Origin of the sequence: Mycobacterium sp. B14F4 (assembly GCF_039871645.1) — a bacterium.
Taxonomy (GTDB): domain Bacteria; phylum Actinomycetota; class Actinomycetes; order Mycobacteriales; family Mycobacteriaceae; genus Mycobacterium.
Map to the genome: position 1 here is coordinate 870,139 of NZ_JBDPMF010000001.1, position 17,331 is coordinate 887,469.

Genomic DNA, 17,331 nt, shown 5'->3' on the forward strand with positions numbered 1-17,331 from the left:
GGTTCGGTGATGGGGCAGGACTTCCCTGAATCGGCGATCCGTCAAACGAAGAGTGCGATAGCTCACATCGCGTCGTAGACATCCTCAGAAGGGCGTTCGAGTACCCGGTGCGCCAATTGGAGCTTCATCTCGTCCAGCCGCCGTTCGTCGGCCTCAGAGCGGGTTTGCGCACGCGCCAGCGCAATGAACTCGGGGGTCACGAAACCGTCTCGCAGCAGCACGGTGACCGTCTTGTCGGCGATGCGCATCGCGAAGACGAAGTCCTCGAGCAGGTAGCCGCGGTCGGGCCGCAGCAGCGAACGGTCCACGAGGTACCGGCCGTCGGAGACCGCGCGGGTGACCGCTTCGAAGCCGTCGCGGGCCCCCGGGCCGCGAAATGCCGTTCGCACCTCGATTCGTCGGCGCGGCGGCGGCCCGCCGGGGGTCAACAGCGGGAACGCACGGTGCATGGCCTTGAACGCCACCGCGACGCCGCCGGGGGAGTGCGGCCCGTGGTAGCGGATCAGATCGTCGAACGCGAACTCCAGGAGACGCCCGTCTTCTTCGACTGTCAGCGTCTCGCTCATCACCCCATCCTCGCCGAAGCAACGGTCCCGGTCGTGGTGTACGCCGTTCAGCGGCCCGAAATGCACTTTCGGGCGTTGCGGCCCGCCCGTCAACCAACCATCCGGTTGGATGGGGTACCTTGGCTGGTAATTCCTCGTACCAATCCCGGAGGTCATGTCATGGGCGGCGTCGTCCACTACGAGCGCACTCTCTTCGAACCCGAACACGATCTGTTCCGCGAGTCCTATCGGGCGTTTCTGGAGCGTCACGTCGCGCCGCACCACGAGCAGTGGGAACAGGACAAGATCGTCGACCGGGGCGTCTGGTTGGAGGCCGGCAAGCAGGGCTTTCTGGGGATGGCCGTGCCCGAGGAGTACGGCGGCGGGGGCAACCCCGATTTCCGCTACAACGTGATCGTCACCGAGGAGACCACCGCGGGCCGCTACAGCGGCATCGGGTTCACGCTGCACAACGACGTCGTCGCGCCGTACCTGCTGCGCCTGGCCACCGAGGAGCAGAAGCAGCGCTGGCTGCCGAAGTTCTGCAGCGGGGAGTTGATCACGGCGATCGCGATGACCGAACCGGGCACCGGAAGCGACCTGCAGGCGATCAAGACCCGGGCGGTCAAGGAGGGGGACCACTACATCCTCAACGGTGCAAAGACCTTCATCACCAACGGCATCAACGCCGACTTGGTGATCGTGGTGGCATGCACCGACCCCGACAAGGGCGCGCTGGGGTTCTCGCTGCTGGTCGTCGAGCGCGGCATGGAGGGCTTCGAGCGCGGCCGCAAACTCGACAAGATCGGCCTCGACGCCCAGGACACCGCCGAACTGTCGTTCACCGACGTGACGGTGCCCGCGGAGAATCTCCTCGGCGAGGAGGGGCAGGGCTTCATCTACCTGATGCAGAACCTCCCGCAGGAGCGGATCGGCATCGCGGTGATGGCGGCGACGGCGATGGAGGCGGTCCTCGAGTCCACGCTCGAATATGCCAAGGAACGCAAGGCTTTCGGACGCCCGATCGGCAGCCAGCAGAACAGCCGGTTCCTGCTCGCCGAACTGGCGACCGAGGCGACCGTGGTGCGGATGATGGTCGACGAGTTCATCAGGCTGCATCTCGACGACAAGCTCACCGCCGAGCAGGCGGCGATGGCGAAATGGTATGCCACCGAGAAGCAGGTCCATTTGATCGACCGTTGCCTGCAATTGCACGGGGGTTACGGCTATATGCGGGAATATCCCGTCGCGCGGGCATATCTCGATGCTCGCGTGCAGACCATTTACGGCGGAACCACCGAGATCATGAAGGAGATCATCGGCCGCAGCATGGGTGTCTAATCGGCCTTGATCGGCGCGGCGCGAGGGTTATCGCCGACATCCGCCGCGGCGGCGGGTATTTTCTCTCCAAAGATTCAACCGTGTTCGTTGGTTATTGACTTCTGCTGGCGGACAGTTGACGGGCGCGGGAAACTCCACGGAATTTCGTGCCGACCGCGGGAGGGCGAATGAGCGGGCGTGACACCCGGCGCACGACGGTGATGAGCCGGATGGCGACCGGTCTGCTGGCGATTGCGGCGGCCCTGCTGGTGGTGCCTGTCGCGGCGGCACAGCCGGAAGCCGACGCGAATGCCGCCATCACCGCGGCGTACGACGCCAGTGGCGGCCCCGGCGGACCGCTCGGGCCCAAGCAGGGCGAGGTGTACAAGGCCGGCGAGGGCTTCGCGCAGAACTACACCGGCGGCAAGATGTTCTTCACCCCGGCGACCGGGGCCCACTTCATGCAGGGCGCGATCCTGGAGAAGTACGAGTCGCTGGGCGGTCCGGCCGACAGCGACCTCGGTTTCCCGACCATCGACGAGGGACCCGGCCGGGCTCCGGACAGCCGCAACACCACACTCAGCGCGGCCGACAAGCCCGTCATCTTCTGGACCCCCGGCACCGGTGCGCGCGTCGTGCGCGGGGCGATCAACGCGGCGTGGGACAAGCTCGGCGGGTCATCGGGCACCCTCGGCGTGCCCGCCGGCGACGAGACCTACCGGGGCGACGTCGTCACCCAGAAGTTCACCGGCGGCGAGCTGTCGTACAACATGCGCGACAAGACCTTCACCACGGTGCCGCCGGACCTGGCCGGTCAGCTCGCCGGCCTCGCGGTGCCGGACGACCCGGACTCCGCCATCAAAGCGGCGCGCCGCGCGGCAGGCGGCCCGCTGGGCCCGCTCGGCGCCGCCGAGGGCGGGTCGTATCCCATCGGCAAGGACGGGCTGGGGCAGAACTTCGCCGGCGGCAAGATCTTCTACAGCCCGGCCACCGGCGCCCGGGTGGTCACCGGGCAGGTGCTCGCCAAGTACGAGAGCGTCGGCGGGCCGGAGGGTGATCTCGGCTTCCCGACCACCAGCGAGGTCGACGGAGGCCTGGCCACCGAGAGCCGGATGACCACGTTCGCCGCCGAGGACAAGCCGGTCATCTTCTGGACGCCCGACTACGGCGCGGTGATCGTGCGCGGGGCTATGAACGCCGCCTGGGACAAGTTGGACCGGGCCAAAGGTCCGCTCGGGGCGCCGATGGCCGACCAGACCGAGGACGGCGGCGTCGTCACTCAGCGGTTCAGCGGAGGCGTGCTCAACTGGGACCGGTCGACCGGTGAGTTCACCACGGAGCCGGCCAATCTCGCCGGCCAGCTGTCCGACCTGCAGGTGCCCGCGCAGGAGGCGCCCGAACCGCCCGCGGCCCCGCAGGCTTCCGACTCCGACGGCGGCTGGTTTGAGCCGAGCTGGTGGTGGCTGCTCGCGGTGGTGCCGGTGCTCGTGCTCATCGGCCTGGTGGTGTTCGCGACGATGCGCAGCAGGCGTGGCGGCGGTGGCGACGACCGCCGCGCGTACGACGACGATCCCTTCCGGAGCGAGCGCTTCGACGATGGGTTCGGCAGCGACGTCGAACGCGTGTACAGCGCGGTCGGAGCGAGGGAGACACCGACGACGGCCGACGACTACTCCGCGGCGATGTTCGGCGATCGGTACGCGAGCGAGGGACTCGAAGCGCTGTCGGCGCCCGCGGCTCCGACCAGTCCCTGGGAAGCGCCGCGAAGCGGTGAGGACGAGGCGCACGCGGAAGCCCGGGACCACGACGAGAACCACGACGAGAACCCCGACGAGGATCCCGATACCGTCGACACCGCACCGACGCGGGTGGCGAGCATCGCCGAGCCGACGCCTGATCGCGATCCGCTCACCGACACCGGCAGGCATGCGCGCATCGAGATCGACGACGAACCGGAGTTGGGTCGCACGTCGTTCCGCTTGCCGACGGGGGACGCGACAGAGGCGCCGGAGGGCTATCCGATCAAGGCCGACACTCAGTCCGGGCGGTACTGGGCGCCGGGTGGCCTCGGCTACGAGGATGCTCAAGCCGAAATTTGGTTCGCCAGCGAGGAATTCGCGGTAACGAACGGTTTCGTCCGCGGCGACTAGATCTTGCGGATGACGGTGACGACCTTTCCGAGCACGGCGGCGTCGTTGCCGGGTATCGGGTCGAACGCCGGGTTGTGCGGCATCAGCCACACCTGACCGCGTGTGCGCTTGAACGTCTTGACCGTCGCCTCGCCGTCGATCATCGCCGCCACGATGTCACCGTTGTCCGCGACGTTCTGCTGACGCACCACCACCCAGTCGCCGTCGCAGATCGCCGCGTCGACCATCGAGTCGCCCACCACCTTGAGCAGGAACAGCGAGCCCTCGCCGACGAGTTCGCGGGGCAGCGGGAAGACGTCCTCGACGGCCTCCTCGGCGAGGATGGGCCCGCCGGCCGCGATGCGGCCCAGCACCGGGACGAACGTGGGCTCCGGTAGCGCGTCGGAACCGGCGACGTCGGTGGCGACGATCGGCGTCAGGGTCTCGTCGGAGCCACGCACATCAACCGCTCGCGGACGGTTGGGATCCCGGCGCAGATAGCCTTTGCGCTCGAGTGTGCGCAGCTGATGCGCCACCGATGAGGTCGACGTCAGGCCGACCGCGTCGCCGATCTCCCTGATGCTCGGGGGATAGCCGCGGCTGGTGACCGATGCGCGGATGACCTCGAGGATGGTGCGCTGGCGCTCCGTGAGACCCGGGTCGAGTGCACGGCTCCCGCCGGTGCTGGCCGGGGTATCGCTGCTGTCGTCCATGGCGCCGAATGTAGCTCGCTGCGACCGATTAATCAAACATGTGTTCGACGCGTGTCGCCCCCCGCAGGACGGCGGAGAAGCGGCGGGATTTTTTGTCGGTGGGGTGTTCTATGGTTCGCAACAGTTCGATCACATGTTCTATCAATCGAACACATGATCGAGTATGTTCGAACACAAGAGCGAAAGCAGCGGACTAGGAGGCAGGAAGATGACGATCCTCGACACCCGGGATTTTGAGGCAGCGCCCCAGGTCAGGCCGGTGCGTCGGCCGGTGAGCGCCCGTCGGCCGCGGTCGCAGCGGCCGGGCGGCGCACCGATGCGCCACCGGGGCGCGGGGGTGCTGATGTCGCGCGCATCGCACCGGCGCCGGCCGATCACGCCGGGCACGACGGTGATCCTCGCGCTCATCGCCGCCGGCATCACCGTGTGGCTGGGCCTGGTGGCCCAGTTCGGCGGAGTCGTCGGCAGTACGCCCGCCGCGGTCCCGGACCGGCTCGCCGTGGTCCAGGTGCAGAGCGGTGAGACGCTGCACCAGGTCGCGCAGCGGGTGGCACCTGAAGCGCCGGTCGGCGAGGTTGCGGACCGGATCCGCGAGCTCAACCGGCTCGACTCCGCCGCCCTCGACGCCGGCCAGACCCTCATCGCGCCCGTCGGCTGACCGCGCTGGTGGTGCGGAAAGCTCAGCTGCACAATCATGTTCACCGACAGGTCGGCCGCACACGTGCCAATCAGCCCGGGCCTGGGCTGTCGGCAGTCCGCGCAGGTAGGCTCGAAGACGTTCGAGTTGGTCGGATGTTGGCGCGGCGAAGGAGCGGTGATGCACTGTCCGTTCTGTCGTCATCCAGATTCGCGCGTGGTCGACTCCCGCGAAACCGATGAGGGCCAGGCGATCCGACGCCGGCGCTCTTGCCCCGAATGCGGTAGGCGATTCACCACGGTGGAGACCGCCGTGCTGGCGGTGGTCAAGCGCAGCGGCGTGACCGAGCCGTTCAGCCGGGAGAAGGTCATCAAGGGCGTGCGGCGGGCGTGCCAGGGCAGGCAGGTCGACGACGACGCGTTGAACCTGCTCGCTCAACAGGTGGAGGACGCCGTGCGGGCCGCGGGGTCGCCAGAGGTGCCCAGCCACGAGGTCGGCCTTGCGATACTGGGCCCACTGCGCGATCTCGACGAGGTGGCCTATCTCCGCTTCGCCTCCGTCTACCGCGGGTTCACCTCGGCCGAAGACTTCGAACGCGAGATCGAGGCGCTTCGAGAGCACCGCGCGTCGCCACAGCCGGCGCCGAACTGAGCTGCGCGGCGCACCGCCGCTTGTCAGTCGATCTGCTTGGCGCCGTCGTTGACGACGCGACCGGCGATGCGCACCCAGCCTTCGGGACTCCACTCGCTGTGGATGTAGGACCCCTTGCCCTGAACGATGGTGAGGTCTCGGCTGAGGTACTCGGTGATGCGCACGGCCGCGGCACCGGTGGCCTCGTCCTCGGGCACGCCGAGATCGGTCGCGAACATCCGCGATCGGATGACGCCCCGGTCCCGGTCGGTCCACGTCCACAGGTAGTGGTTGATGTCGTCGGAATAGTCGTCGGGGTCAGCGGCGAACAGCTCGTCGGTCGAGGCCAGGTCGTGGATGGCGAATTCTGGCGCCCACTCCGCGCGCGCGCTCACCGATGTCAATCCGTCGGAGTAGCCCACCTGCACGACACCTGCGGGCACGCGCAGCGTATGAATCGGCGTGCCGCGTTCGCGCAGCCACCACGATGCGCCCACGGTCGGATGACCCGCGAAGGGCAGCTCGACGACGGGCGTGTGGATGCGGGCATGCGCGGTACTGGTGCCTGGGGCCGGGAGGTCAACGAAAATTGTTTCGCTGTAACCCAATTCGGCGGCTATGCGCTGGCGGTCATCGGAGTCCACGGTGCTGGCGTCGATGACGCCGAGGGGGTTTCCGTGGTTGCCGCCAGGGTCGGTGAAGACACGCAACACCGTCACGTCGATAGCCATGCCGCCGATGCTACTTCGTGTGCCCGATGCGGCGGTGGGCCCGATGTCAGGGGCGTCGGTGTCAGGTGGCGCTGCGCTCGTCGTGGCCCATCGCGTCGAGCACCGCGACCCGCGTGTCAACCGAGCCGCTGATCGCGCCCTCGGTGACGCCCGCGCGCAGCAACCCGCGCAGGTAGTCCTGGTCGTGCTCGGCGGGTTCGGTCGAGTCGATGAACTTCTCCACCACCTCGACGAAGCGGTCGGGATCGTCGTGGAACGGGAAATGGCCGGAGCCGTCGAAGATCTCCAGCCGTGAGCCGGGCATCGCCGCGTGCGCCATGCGGGCGTGGCTCACCGGGATCACCGAGTCGCGGGTGCCCCAGATCAATTGCACCGGAACCGATTGCGTCAGATAACAGCGGTCCAGCATGGTCACCACCTGACCGCGCCAGTCGACCACTGCCCGCAGCGTGCGGGCGAACGCCGAGTTCGCCGTCGGCTCGGGCAGATCGGCCAGGATCCGCAGCATTTGGGGGATGTCGCGGCCCAGGCCGCTGGACCCGAACAGCCCGCCGGTCGCGCGGCCCACCATCTGCAGCGCAGGCAACACGAAGGGGATACGCAGCAGCGCCAGCGCCTCGCTACCCATCGGCAGCGAGGCGAAGCGCAGGGCGATGTTGACCTCCCTGGTGACCCCGCCGGCGCCGACCAGCACGAGCCGGTCGACCAGCTGGGGAAACTGGTAGGCGAACTGCATCGCCACCCCACCGCCGAGGGAGTGACCGATCACCGTCACCCGGTCGATGTCGAGCACGCTGAGCAGGTCACGCATCCCGTTCGCGTACGCGGCCACGGAGTAGTCCGCGCGGGGTTTGTCGGACTTGCCGTGGCCCAGCAGGTCGGGGGCGATGACTGTGAACCGCTGGGCCAGTTTCGACTGCACCGTCTCCCACGTCGTGGAGTTGTCCCCGATGCCGTGGATCAGCAGAATCGCCGGACCGGAACCCGCCACCCGGTACGCGCGCCGGTACCCGTGAATCGTGCGGAACTGCAACGACGGGGTGAGTTGTCGCACGGGGCGCAGGTTGGGCTTTCGCGCTGCCATTGCGACAACTTAGCTGGCCTTCGCGAATCGCGCGAATTCTCGACGCCGAGCTTCCCCGCGTTCGCGAGAGCTACACGGGGGTCGTGATTCCGAGGCCCACCACGGCCCTGGTGTACGTCTCGCGAGGACGGCCGGCGGGGGAGTTACCGGTTGTCGTCGCCGTCGGAGAACCGGTCCTTGTTCTTGTCCTTGGCCTGCTGGGCCAGGAACCGTTCGAACTCGGCGCCCAGTTCCTCGCCGCTGGGCAGGTTCTCGTCGCTGGCCAGCAACGACCGGTTCTCCTGGGCGGCGACGAAGGCGTCGTACTGGCGCTCCAGCGCGGCGACCACCTGGGCGACCTCGGCACTGGCGTCGACCTGCTCGTTGATCTTCGTCAACACCTCTGCGCCCGCCTCCACCAGCGCGTCGAGCGGGATCTGCAGCGAGCCATTGCGCGCCACCTCGGCCAGCAGAGCTTCGGCGGCCGCGGGATAGTCCGTCTGCGCCAGGTAGTGCGGGACGTGCACGGTGAACCCGACGACCTCGTGCCCGTGCTGCGACATCCGGTACTCGAGCAGGTTCGACGCGCTGCCGGGCACCTGCACCTCGCCCACCCACGGCGTGTGGTCGGCGATCAGCTCCTTGTCGTTGGCGTGCGCCGTCATCGTGATCGGGCGGGTATGCGGCACCGCCATCGGGATGGTGCCCATGCCGATGGTTCGGCGCACCCCGAGCCGCTCGGCCAGCAACCGCACCGCGGTGATGAACCGCTCCCAGCGCAGGTCCGGCTCCAGTCCGGCGAGCAGCAGGAATGGCGTGCCCACACTGTCGCGCAGCGCATAGAGGTTGAGCTCGGGATCCTCGTACTGCGTGAAGTGGTCGGTCTTGAAGGTCATCAGCGGGCGCCGTGAGCGGTAGTCCAGCAGCTCGTCGATGGCGAAGGACGCCACCAGTTCGGTGTCGAGGGTGTTCCTCAGGTGCTGGGCGGCCAGCCGGATGGCGTGGCCGGCGTCGGAGAACCCTTCCAACGCGTGGATCAGCACCGGACCACGACCGTCGGACGACGCCAGCTGCGGCGCGGGGAACTCCAGCTCGTACATGCCGGACTGCTCGGGCTGGTAGTGCTGCTCGGGGTGACCAGCGTTGTCAGCCATCTGTCTGCCTCCTCGCCGTGGTGCCAGAACGGTTACGTCCGTACCAGTGACAACTAGTGTCGCGCACGTTGCGTTCCCGTTGCTGCTCAACCCATGCCGTCGCCCGACAATGTTTGCCGACGGCGTAACGGCTAGCCGCGGAACTGACTGAGCGCGCGCAGCTTGTTCATCACGTCCAACGCGGCGACCTTGTAGGCCTCCGAGAACGTGGGGTAGTTGAACACCGCGTCGACTAGATACTCGACGGTGCCGCCGCAGCCCATCACCGCCTGGCCGATGTGCACCATCTCGGTGGCGCTGGTGCCGAAGATGTGCACGCCCAGCAGCTTGAGGTCGTCGGTGGACACCAGCAACTTGAGCATGCCGTAGGAGTCGCCGGCGATCTGGCCCCTGGCGAGCTCGCGGTAGCGCGACACCCCGACCTCGTAGGGGATGGCGTTGCGGGTCAGCTCCACCTCGGTGGCGCCGACGTACGACACCTCGGGAATCGAGTAGATCCCGATCGGCTGCAGGTCGGTCATTCCCTTCGCCGGCTCCCCGAACGCGTGGTAGGCGGCCAGTCGGCCCTGTTCCATCGACGTGGCGGCCAGCGCCGGGAACCCGATGACGTCACCGACGGCGTAGATGTGGTCGACCTTGGTCTGGAAGTTGCTGTCGACGGTGACGCGCCCGCGCCTGTCGGCCTCCAGACCCGCGTTGCCGAGGTCGAGGTGCTCGGTCTGGCCCTGGCGCCCCGCCGAGTACATCACCGTCTCGGCCGGGATCTGCTTACCGCTGGCCAACGTCGTCACGGTGCCGGCCGAACCGACATCCACGGCGGTGACCTCCTCGCCGAACCGGAACGTCACCGCCAGGTCGCGCAGGTGGAACTTCAGCGCTTCGACGATCTCGGGATCGCAGAAGTCGAGCATGCTGTCGCGCTTCTCCACGACGGTGACCTTGGTTCCCAGCGCGGCGAACATCGACGCGTACTCGATGCCGATCACGCCCGCGCCGACCACCACCATCGTGGCGGGCAGCGACTTCAGGTCGAGGATCCCGTCGGAGTCGAGCACGCGGCACTCGTCGAACTCCACGCCTGCCGGCCGCGCGGGCTTGGTGCCGGTGGCGATCACGACGTGATCCCCGCTGACGGTGGTGCGCTCGCCGCGCATCGGTTCCTCCACCAGAACGGTGTGCGCGTCGACGAACCGCCCGTGCCCCTGGATGAGGTCGATGCGGTTGCGCATCAACTGCGAACGGACGACGTCCTGCTCTTTGGTGATGACGTGCGTGGTGCGCGCCAACAGATCAGCCGGGGTGATCTTCTCCTTGACGCGGTAGCTGGCTCCGTAGAGTTCGCGCTGGTTCATTCCGGTGAGGTAGAGCACGGCCTCGCGCAGCGTCTTGGACGGGATCGTGCCGGTGGTCACGCACACCCCGCCGAGCATCCGTCCGCGCTCGACGATCGCGACGGTCTTGCCGAGCTTCGCCGCCGCGATCGCGGCTTTCTGGCCACCCGGACCGGAACCGATGACGACCAGGTCGTACTCCAGCATGGAACCCATGGCAAAAGGTGTACGCCCATTGCGTCGATCCCGCACGCCGACCGGCAGCAACGACATGTGAATTAATCGGGCGTTCTCCTCGCGCCGACGCGCGGTCGGCTTGTCCCCAATCGCGAATTCATCCACACTCCCGGCGCTGCGGATGCCGACGTGCGCATCGCGGTCACCTCGGGTGGACAAGGTCGGGCCATGACGACTTCGCATTCACCCGACTTCCAGCTCAACCGCCCAGGCGTGCTGATCGCCGCGCTGCCCGCCGTGCTCGGCTTCGTCCCGGAGAAATCCCTGGTGCTGGTGACGGTCGAACACGGCTCGCTGGGGTGCGTCATGCGCGTCGACCTCAACGACGAACTGCCCGACACCGTCGCGCAGATGGCCGAGGTGGCCGCCGCGGCCAGGCCCGACGCCGCGATCGTCGTCGTCGTCGACGAGGAGGGGGCCGGCTGCCGGATGTGCAACGACGAATATCGCGACCTGGTGGCGACGCTGGAGACGACGCTGGCCGACCGGGGAATCGAACTGCTCGCCGCCCACGTCGTTGACAGGGTCGCGGCCGGCGGGCGGTGGCACTGCGTCGACGGCTGCGGCAACGGCGGCACCGTCGAAGACCCGTCGGCGTCACCGCTGGCCATGGCTGCCGTCCTGGACGGGCGCAGGCTCTACCGCCGCCGCTCCGAACTGCAGGACGTCATCGCGATCACCGATCCGGCCCGCACCGCTGCGTTGGCCGGCCTCATCGACGACGCTCCCGGCGACCGCTCGGACGCCGACGCGCGCGACGACATCGAGGCCGCCATGGCGGCCGCCGCGCGAGTCGCCGACGGCGAGGAACTTCCCGACGGCACGCTGGCGCGCCTGGCCCGGGCGCTGACCGATCTGCAGGTGCGCGACACGTTGTACGCCCTTGCGGTCGGGGAGACCGCCGGGCAGGCCGAGTCGCTGTGGGCCGAGATGTCGCGGCGCCTCCCCGCGCCATGGCGGGTCGAGGCCCTGGTGCTGCTGGCGTTCTCGGCCTACGTCCGCGGCGATGGGCCGCTAGCGGGTGCGTCGTTGGAGGCGGCGCTGCGGTGCGACGGCACGCACCGCATGGCGGGCATGCTCGACACCGCGCTGCAATCCGGGATGCGCCCGGAGCGAATACGCGAGCTGGCCATCACCGGCTACCGGTTGGCGGACCGGCTGGGGGTGCGGCTACCGCCGCGGCAGGTGTTCGGCCGGCGGGCCGGATGACCTACCCGCGGTGGCCGAGTTATCCGCTGGCTCAGACCTTTTCGACCTTGACGGCGTGCGCCATGTGATGGGGCAACTCGACCTGCTCGTGGCCGGGGATCACGATCATCACGCCGCCGTGATCGTTGGCCTGCACGGTCACGCGGGCGTTGGGCACCACGCCGGCGTCCTTGAGCCTGCTGATCAAGTCGGCGTCGCCCTGGACGTGCTCGGTCAGCTGGCGGACTACCACCGCGACGGGCATGCCGGCGGGCAGCTCGGTCAGCCGGACGAGGTTCATCTGGTCGGGGTTGCCCGACGTGCTGATCAGGCCGAGCTCGGACAGGCCCGGGATCGGATTGCCGAACGGGGAGGTGGTGGGGTTGTTGAGGACCTGCACCAAACGGCGTTCGACGTCCTCGCTCATCACGTGCTCCCAGCGGCAGGCCTCGGCGTGCACTTCCTCCCACGGCAGGCCGATGACATCGACCAGCAGCCGTTCGGCCAGCCGGTGCTTGCGCATGACGGCCACGGCCAGTGCGCGACCCTTCTCGGTCAGCTCGAGGTGGCGGTCACCCGCGACGTGCAGCAGGCCGTCGCGTTCCATCCGGGATACGGTCTGGCTGACGGTCGGGCCGCTTTGATCAAGCCGCTCTGCGATGCGCGCACGCAGCGGAACCACGCCCTCTTCCTCGAGGTCGTAGATGGTCCGCAGGTACATCTCGGTGGTATCGACAAGATCATTCATTAGCCAACCCTTCGTCTGGGGCGAGTCTACCGGGCTGAGGGCCTGAACTGCGTTGTTACATCGCCGACGCCGACGCGTACGACAGGACACGATCCCCGCCGGGCGTCCGGCGGGGATCGTGTGTGGGGGGTCTGGCTGGTCTAGCTGGCGTACGAGCGCAATCGGTCGGCGCGTTCGCCGTTGCGCAGCTTCACCATGACCTCGCGCTCGATCTGGCGGACGCGTTCGCGGGAGAGCCCGAACAGCTTGCCGATCTGGTCCAGCGTGCGCGGCTGGCCGTCGTCGAGACCGAAGCGCAGCCGGATCACCTGCTGCTCGCGCTCGTCGAGCGTGGCCAGCACGTGCCGGATGTCGGTGTGCAGCAGCTCGGAGATCACCGCGTTCTCCGCCGACATCGCCTCGGCGTCCTCGATGAAGTCGCCGAGCGGCGCTTCCTCGTCGCTGCCGACCGGCATGTCGAGGCTCACCGGGTCGCGGCTGTGCTCGAGCAGATCGTTGATCTTCTCCACCGGGATGCCGGACTCGGCGGCCAGTTCCTCATCGGTGGCCTCGCGTCCCAGGTTCTGGTGCATCTCCCGCTTGATGCGGGCCAGCTTGTTCACCTGCTCGACGAGATGGACCGGCAACCGGATGGTGCGGCTCTGGTCGGCCATGCCGCGGGTGATCGCCTGCCGGATCCACCACGTGGCGTACGTCGAGAACTTGAATCCCTTGGTGTAGTCGAACTTTTCCATCGCGCGGATCAGACCGAGGTTGCCTTCCTGGATCAGGTCGAGCAGGGGCATGCCGCGGCCGGTGTAACGCTTAGCCAGCGACACGACCAGCCGGAGGTTGGCCTCGAGCAGATGGCGGCGGGCCGCCTGGCCGTCGCGCACAACCGCGGCAAGATCACGTTTGCGGTTCTCGCCCAAGCGCTTCCGCGTGTCGAGCTGATGCTGGGCGTAAAGCCCTGCCTCGATGCGCTTTGCGAGTTCCACCTCGTCCGCGGCGTTGAGCAAGGCCGTTTTGCCAATACCATTCAGGTACACGCGCACGAGATCCGCGGCCGGACTCTGGGCGTCCAGGTCGTGGTCGACGCGAATGGTGGTGGCATTTGCCATGACGGCCTCCTGATCAAGTCGAACTGTCATGAGCTACAACGCCCACGAGGTTCAAAGAGTTCCCGGCCATGGGCCGGTTCACACGTTCTGATCAGCGGTTTTTCTTCCTCGACCTGAGAATGTCCTTAGAAAAGGACCAGAAGCTCCTCAGCTGGGAACATCGCCCTTCGGCCCGTCGGCGTCCGGTTGCGGCGATGACACGATGCGACCTTCCAGTGCCGGGCGCTCGGCCGTCGGGATAAGCGGGATGCGGCGCGTCGCGTCATAGCGGCGCGGCTCCTCGGGACGTCGCGGCGGACGGTCGTTGGCGATCAGCACGGCGATCCACGGCAGGGGGATCGAGGCCACGAGGATCGCCAACGAAATCAGGCCGTTGTGCCAGATGCCGTATGCGATCGCGGCCAGAATGAGAGCCGGGATTCGGAACGACATGATGGTCAGGTACTTGCGGACCCGCTGGCGGTGCTGCTCTTCGTAGGCGGGGGCGGCGCGCGTGATCAGGACGGGCCGGCCGTCGTCGTCGAAACTCAGCTCGGGGCTTTGTTTCATACCTCCACTGTTCCACAGTTGTCCACCGCTGTACGGGTCGGATTTCTTACGGGCACAATAGGCAGATGCAGACCCAGACGATCGAGCGCACTGACACCGACGAACGCGTCGACGACGGGACCGACAGCGACACTCCCAAGTACTTCCACTACGTCAAGAAGGACAAGATCGCCGAGAGCGCGGTGATGGGCACCCACGTCGTCGCGCTGTGCGGCGAGGTGTTCCCGGTGACCAAGTCCGCCAAGCCCGGATCGCCGGTGTGCCCGGACTGCAAGCGGATCTACGAGCAGCTCAAGAAGTAGCGCCGTCGGCCTTGGCCGCCGCGGCTGCGGGCCCGGCGGTCGCCTGCGGCTCGACCCCGCCGCCGTTGAGCGATTCCGCCTTCTCCGCCAACCACCACCGGAACCGCTTGGCGTGGGTGACCGGAGCGGGCCACTCCTCCTCGATCGCGGCGTTGAGTTCGGCGCCGATCATGATCGCGAAGCCGAGGAAGAAGGCGAACAACAGGAAAGCGATCGGCGTCGCCAGCGCGCCGTAGGTGTAGCCGGTCGCGGTGATCCAGGTCAGATAGACGCGCAGCCCGAAGGTGGCCAGCAGGAAGACCACCGCGGCCAGCAGCGAGCCGAGCAGCAGTCGGTGTGTCGGCAGCGGTTTGGGCAGCGACACCCGGTACAGCACCAGCACCGCGAGGCCCAGGCAGACGAACACCGCCGGGTAATAGCCGAACCGCAGCACATGGTCCCAGCTGTCCGGGATCGAGGCCGCAACCCTGATGGGGCCGAGCGCGACGAACGGCGCCGCCGCGATCGCGATGATCAGCATGATCACGTACAGGCCCAGCGCGTAGAACCGCTGTCGGACCGGGTGTCGCAGCGGCGTCTGGTCGTGCGCCTCGACGATCGAGTCCACGAAGGCCGAGATGGCCGACGACCCCGCCCACAGCGAGATCACGAAACCGAGCGAGACCACTTCGCCGCGGGCGCCCCTGACGATGTCGCGGACCGTGGGCTCGATGATCTCGCGCACCACGTTCGACGAGAAAAAGCTGTTCGCCGTGCTGATGATCTGGTTCTCGATCGTCGGCAGTGTCTCCGGGCCGAACAGGGGCGCGACGTAGGCCAGGCTCCCGAGCATGCCGAGCAGCAACGGCGGCAGGGACAGCGCACACCAGAACGCGGCCTGAGCTGACTCCGAGAAGATCGAGTCGTCCCAGCTCTTCGACAGGGTGCGCCGCGCGATGTGGCGAAGGTGGTGGCGCGACGGCCGCAGCGGAAGCGGCTGGGACTGGTCAGTCATGACCAGTCCAGCATCCCTGACAGAGCGTCCTTGCGCCCAGCGCGCCGGGTGACCGTGTCGGGTGCTATGCCTCCACCGGGCTGACCTCGAGGACGGCGGCCAGCTCGATCAGCTTGGCCTCGTGCTCGTTGGCGTGATGCTGGCAGAACAGCAACTCCGCGCCTGACGGCAGCTTGGCGCGAACGCGAGCCGCGGCACCGCAACGATCGCAGCGGTCGGCCCGAGTCAACGGGGGACTGGTGAGCGTTGCCTGTGTCATTGCGACCTCCGTACTGTTCGCGTGCATCCACTGTCTCAGACGTTTTGGCTTCCGGCCTTGTTCCCAAGCTGTTTACCGGTGTGTCGTGTCTCACCGTTACGTCGAGTTGCCGGCACGGCAGGCTGGCGGTATGACCTCGCAGAATGCCGTGCTGGTCCACTTGTGCAGCAAAGAGGAGTGGCGGACCGCGCAAGCGCTAGGGGAGCACCGCCCGGTTTCGCTGACCGCGAACGGGTTCGTGCACCTGTCGACGCCCGAGCAGGTGCACCTGCCGGCCAACCGGCTGTACGCCGGCCGGACCGATCTGGTGCTGCTCCGCATCGATGCCGCACGACTGTCCTCTCCCGTTCGCTGGGAACCCGGTGTCCCCGCCGATCCCGCGGGGATGGTGTTCCCACATCTGTATGGAGCTTTGCCATTAACGGCTGTGATAAACGTCACGCCGTACCAGCCCGGGGTGGACGGCCGGTTCGCTCCGCTCGCGGACTAATCGGCGACGTACGCGTCGACTTCGATCTCGACGAGCAACTCGGGCGCGATCAACGCCGATACTTCGACCATTGTCGCCACCGGACGGACGTCGCCGAACACCTCGGCATGGACCGCCCCGACGTCCTGCCAGTGTGAGATGTCGGTGACGTAGATGCGTGTCCGCACCACGTCGGAGAGTGAGGCTCCGGCCTCCTGCAGCGCTGCCTCGACGCGGCGCAGGGCGTCTCGTGCCTGGGTGGCGACGTCGGGCCCGGTGCCGGTGGTGCCCGCCACCGCAACGTGGGAGCCGGTGCGCACGGCCCTCGAGTAGCCGACGACGGCCTCGAAGGGCGACCCCGAAGACACGTTGCGGCGCGGCGACATGGCTACAAAGTAGGGCACGCCGACGGCGGGCACCCCGCTACGTACACTTACAGATCGTGGGCATTTTGTTAGGTCTCGCGCCGTGGATCGTGTACTGGGTGCTCGTCGGCAACGTGCCGTTCTCCGTCGCCGTCCTGATCGCCCTGGCAGTCGCCGTCGTGGCGTTCGCGGTGGGCCGGTTCCGCGGAGGACCGGGGCGGACGCTCGAAGTCGGCGCTCTCGCAACATTTTTGGTATTGACGGTGTTGACCTTCACGCTCGACCAGTCGTTCATGGAACGGTGGATGCAGCCGTTGAGCAACTTGGGGATCTTCCTCGTGACCTTGGTCGGCGTGCTGATGGGCAGGCCGTTCGTGCGCGAGTTCGCCGAAGTCGGTCAACCGCCGCACGTCGTCAACAGCGACCTCTTCGCCAGGATCACCAACCTGTTGACCTGGATCTGGGTCGGCGTCTTCGGCGGCATGACGGTGTCGTCGGCGATCCCGCCGATCGTCTACGGCGACGCGACGATCCTCGACACCAAGACGCCGCTGTCGTTCATCTGTTACTGGGTCGTCCCGTTCGCGTTGTTGGCCGGCGCGGCATTTGCGACCAGGGTGCTGCCCGACCGCATCGCCGCGGGCGCCGACGACATCGTCCGCAAGACGTCCTTCGTCGCGTTCGCCGAGGCCGAGATCGATCAGCTGATCTACCTCGCCACCGAACACGCCAACCGGGAAGTGGGTCCCGGCAAGGAGGCCTACGACATCAAGATTGGCAGCAAGGGCATACCGCTGACCGGCGACGAGACCCGCGAGTCGTGGCCCTCGACATACAAGGTGCGCGACAAGAAGCGGTGAGCGGGCG

General features: G+C 67.6%; 20 protein-coding genes. 8 read left to right on the plus strand and 12 right to left on the minus strand.

Annotated elements, in window-relative coordinates; translation table 11 throughout:
• Window positions 1–62 precede the first annotated feature (62 nt).
• Window positions 63–566, minus strand: a complete 504-nt coding sequence (locus ABGB19_RS04330; RefSeq protein ID WP_347684351.1) for a hypothetical protein — start codon at window positions 564–566, stop codon at window positions 63–65.
• Between the two features lie 159 nt (window positions 567–725).
• On the opposite strand from ABGB19_RS04330, the gene ABGB19_RS04335 reads away from it, so the two are divergent.
• On the plus strand, window positions 726–1,886 hold the full coding sequence (locus tag ABGB19_RS04335; protein ID WP_347684352.1) for an acyl-CoA dehydrogenase family protein: 1,161 nt from the start codon (window positions 726–728) through the stop codon (window positions 1,884–1,886).
• 167 nt (window positions 1,887–2,053) lie between these two features.
• On the plus strand, window positions 2,054–4,015 hold the full coding sequence (locus ABGB19_RS04340; RefSeq protein WP_347684354.1) for a hypothetical protein: 1,962 nt from the start codon (window positions 2,054–2,056) through the stop codon (window positions 4,013–4,015).
• On the opposite strand, the gene lexA is transcribed toward ABGB19_RS04340, so the two are convergent.
• On the minus strand, window positions 4,012–4,707 hold the full coding sequence (gene lexA / locus ABGB19_RS04345; RefSeq protein WP_347684356.1) for a transcriptional repressor LexA: 696 nt from the start codon (window positions 4,705–4,707) through the stop codon (window positions 4,012–4,014). The genes ABGB19_RS04340 and lexA overlap by 4 nt on opposite strands.
• Window positions 4,708–4,915: 208 nt before the next feature.
• Between lexA and ABGB19_RS04350 the strand changes: the two genes are divergently transcribed.
• Both ABGB19_RS04350 and nrdR read left to right on the plus strand, forming a co-directional pair.
• A complete protein-coding gene (locus ABGB19_RS04350; RefSeq protein ID WP_347684358.1) occupies window positions 4,916–5,365 on the plus strand; it encodes a LysM peptidoglycan-binding domain-containing protein in 450 nt (149 codons plus the stop codon).
• Window positions 5,366–5,524: 159 nt separating this feature from the next.
• A complete protein-coding gene (gene nrdR / locus ABGB19_RS04355; protein ID WP_347684360.1) occupies window positions 5,525–5,995 on the plus strand; it encodes a transcriptional regulator NrdR in 471 nt (156 codons plus the stop codon).
• 23 nt (window positions 5,996–6,018) lie between these two features.
• Here nrdR and ABGB19_RS04360 read toward each other — a convergent pair whose 3' ends face one another.
• From ABGB19_RS04360 to sthA, 4 genes are all read right to left on the minus strand, one after another.
• Window positions 6,019–6,705 (minus strand): PhzF family phenazine biosynthesis protein, encoded by a 687-nt coding sequence (locus tag ABGB19_RS04360; RefSeq protein WP_347684362.1) that lies wholly within the window; start codon window positions 6,703–6,705, stop codon window positions 6,019–6,021.
• 61 nt (window positions 6,706–6,766) lie between these two features.
• A complete protein-coding gene (locus tag ABGB19_RS04365) occupies window positions 6,767–7,789 on the minus strand; it encodes an alpha/beta hydrolase (RefSeq protein ID WP_347684364.1) in 1,023 nt (340 codons plus the stop codon).
• A 143-nt stretch (window positions 7,790–7,932) separates the two neighbouring features.
• Window positions 7,933–8,922 carry a PAC2 family protein gene (locus tag ABGB19_RS04370; protein ID WP_347684366.1) on the minus strand — a complete coding sequence of 330 codons (990 nt, stop codon included), beginning with the start codon at window positions 8,920–8,922 and terminating at the stop codon, window positions 7,933–7,935.
• A gap of 131 nt (window positions 8,923–9,053) precedes the next feature.
• Complete coding sequence (gene sthA / locus ABGB19_RS04375) at window positions 9,054–10,460, minus strand: Si-specific NAD(P)(+) transhydrogenase (protein WP_347684731.1); 1,407 nt, start codon at window positions 10,458–10,460, stop codon at window positions 9,054–9,056.
• Window positions 10,461–10,658: 198 nt separating this feature from the next.
• Between sthA and ABGB19_RS04380 the strand changes: the two genes are divergently transcribed.
• Window positions 10,659–11,699, plus strand: coding sequence for a DUF4192 domain-containing protein (locus ABGB19_RS04380; protein WP_347684368.1), 1,041 nt, complete (start codon window positions 10,659–10,661; stop codon window positions 11,697–11,699).
• 31 nt (window positions 11,700–11,730) lie between these two features.
• Here ABGB19_RS04380 and ABGB19_RS04385 read toward each other — a convergent pair whose 3' ends face one another.
• The 3 genes from ABGB19_RS04385 to ABGB19_RS04395 form a co-directional block, all read right to left on the minus strand.
• Window positions 11,731–12,426 carry an iron dependent repressor, metal binding and dimerization domain protein gene (locus ABGB19_RS04385; RefSeq protein ID WP_347684370.1) on the minus strand — a complete coding sequence of 232 codons (696 nt, stop codon included), beginning with the start codon at window positions 12,424–12,426 and terminating at the stop codon, window positions 11,731–11,733.
• 140 nt (window positions 12,427–12,566) lie between these two features.
• Window positions 12,567–13,526 carry a sigma-70 family RNA polymerase sigma factor SigB gene (gene sigB, locus ABGB19_RS04390; RefSeq protein WP_347684372.1) on the minus strand — a complete coding sequence of 320 codons (960 nt, stop codon included), beginning with the start codon at window positions 13,524–13,526 and terminating at the stop codon, window positions 12,567–12,569.
• 147 nt (window positions 13,527–13,673) lie between these two features.
• Window positions 13,674–14,075, minus strand: a complete 402-nt coding sequence (locus tag ABGB19_RS04395; protein WP_347684374.1) for a DUF3099 domain-containing protein — start codon at window positions 14,073–14,075, stop codon at window positions 13,674–13,676.
• Window positions 14,076–14,140: 65 nt separating this feature from the next.
• On the opposite strand from ABGB19_RS04395, the gene ABGB19_RS04400 reads away from it, so the two are divergent.
• Window positions 14,141–14,377: a DUF3039 domain-containing protein gene (locus ABGB19_RS04400; protein WP_069416272.1), complete on the plus strand. Its 237-nt coding sequence runs from the start codon at window positions 14,141–14,143 to the stop codon at window positions 14,375–14,377.
• Here the strand turns inward: ABGB19_RS04400 and ABGB19_RS04405 are convergent.
• Together ABGB19_RS04405 and ABGB19_RS04410 are read right to left on the minus strand one after the other, a co-directional pair.
• The gene (locus ABGB19_RS04405) at window positions 14,367–15,371 is read right to left on the minus strand and encodes a YihY/virulence factor BrkB family protein (protein ID WP_347684377.1); all 1,005 of its coding nucleotides are present in this window, start codon (window positions 15,369–15,371) and stop codon (window positions 14,367–14,369) included. The genes ABGB19_RS04400 and ABGB19_RS04405 overlap by 11 nt on opposite strands.
• A gap of 64 nt (window positions 15,372–15,435) precedes the next feature.
• Window positions 15,436–15,630 carry a hypothetical protein gene (locus ABGB19_RS04410; protein WP_347684379.1) on the minus strand — a complete coding sequence of 65 codons (195 nt, stop codon included), beginning with the start codon at window positions 15,628–15,630 and terminating at the stop codon, window positions 15,436–15,438.
• 130 nt (window positions 15,631–15,760) lie between these two features.
• Here ABGB19_RS04410 and ABGB19_RS04415 point away from each other — a divergent pair, with 130 nt between their 5' ends.
• On the plus strand, window positions 15,761–16,120 hold the full coding sequence (locus tag ABGB19_RS04415) for a DUF952 domain-containing protein (protein ID WP_347684381.1): 360 nt from the start codon (window positions 15,761–15,763) through the stop codon (window positions 16,118–16,120).
• Here ABGB19_RS04415 and ABGB19_RS04420 read toward each other — a convergent pair.
• Window positions 16,117–16,485 carry a RidA family protein gene (locus tag ABGB19_RS04420; protein ID WP_347684383.1) on the minus strand — a complete coding sequence of 123 codons (369 nt, stop codon included), beginning with the start codon at window positions 16,483–16,485 and terminating at the stop codon, window positions 16,117–16,119. The two genes, ABGB19_RS04415 and ABGB19_RS04420, sit on opposite strands and share 4 nt — an antisense overlap.
• 56 nt (window positions 16,486–16,541) lie before the next feature.
• On the opposite strand from ABGB19_RS04420, the gene ABGB19_RS04425 reads away from it, so the two are divergent.
• On the plus strand, window positions 16,542–17,324 hold the full coding sequence (locus ABGB19_RS04425; RefSeq protein ID WP_347684385.1) for a hypothetical protein: 783 nt from the start codon (window positions 16,542–16,544) through the stop codon (window positions 17,322–17,324).
• Window positions 17,325–17,331 lie beyond the last annotated feature (7 nt).